1 protein-coding gene and 1 pseudogene are annotated in these 863 nt (G+C 36.7%); both read right to left on the reverse strand.

What is annotated here, in order from left to right:
* Positions 1-126, reverse strand: a pseudogene (locus tag ACFILW_RS10160) (ribonuclease BN); the annotation flags it as partial.
* 410 nt (positions 127-536) lie between these two features.
* Positions 537-863: prephenate dehydrogenase dimerization domain-containing protein (locus tag ACFILW_RS10165; protein ID WP_375685775.1), on the reverse strand; the 327-nt coding region annotated here is incomplete at its 5' end.

The raw sequence follows: 863 nt of genomic DNA on the forward strand, positions 1-863 counted from the left end.
AGGGAAAAATGCTAAAAGCCCCGATAGCGCAACATGGCTCGCAAAAGCACTTCCATTATCACGCCAATAATGACTTACTGCGTCACCCAAAATACGATAGCTATACCAAAAGATATTTTTTAACAAAACTCAATACTTTCTGGTAAAACTCTTCCTCAGTCTATTTCAAGTTTTATAAAAATTATCAAAACTCTGCAAATAAACATTTTGCAATGTTGCAATATAAAGGTCAATAATCAATACGGTCAAGCCCGACTTTATACCAAAACAAAAACAATAACCCACTCTATGAAGTTCTACAACGACCTCATTTTTTTGTTACTTCTACAGATCAGTAACCTCTTCTGTACATCATATGCCCTATAGAGAGCTAAGCAAGATGATCGTGCACACATAAAACCTTTTGAAGTCATGATTATCTGTATCGGAGCAATCGCCCCTCCTTTTTATTGCAATCTATGACTGAATAAAGAAAAAACTTCTTATCGATTTCTAGAAAAAACCAACGAAATTCAACAAAACCCCCTTGCTTTTATTCACCCTTTTTTAGAAACACTCTGACGTCCAAAATCAGGAGCATCAATTTCCTGTCCAGCATCAATAATATTGCGACGTACAGCACGCGTACGTGTAAAAAAGTTAAACAGTGTCTCACCATCTCCTAAATGAATTGCCCGTTCTAAAAAAGCAAGCCCCTCACTAAAACGGCTCAACATTTCTAAAATAGCATCCTTATTATGCAAACAAATATCTCGCCACATAACGGGATCAGAAGATGCTAAACGCGTAAAATCACGAAAACCAGAAGCGGAATAAGCAATTACTTCCGAATTTGTTACTTTTTCTAAATCACTCGCTGTCCC

The organism is Bartonella sp. TT110JLCBS (genome assembly GCF_042193405.1).
GTDB lineage: Bacteria > Pseudomonadota > Alphaproteobacteria > Rhizobiales > Rhizobiaceae > Bartonella.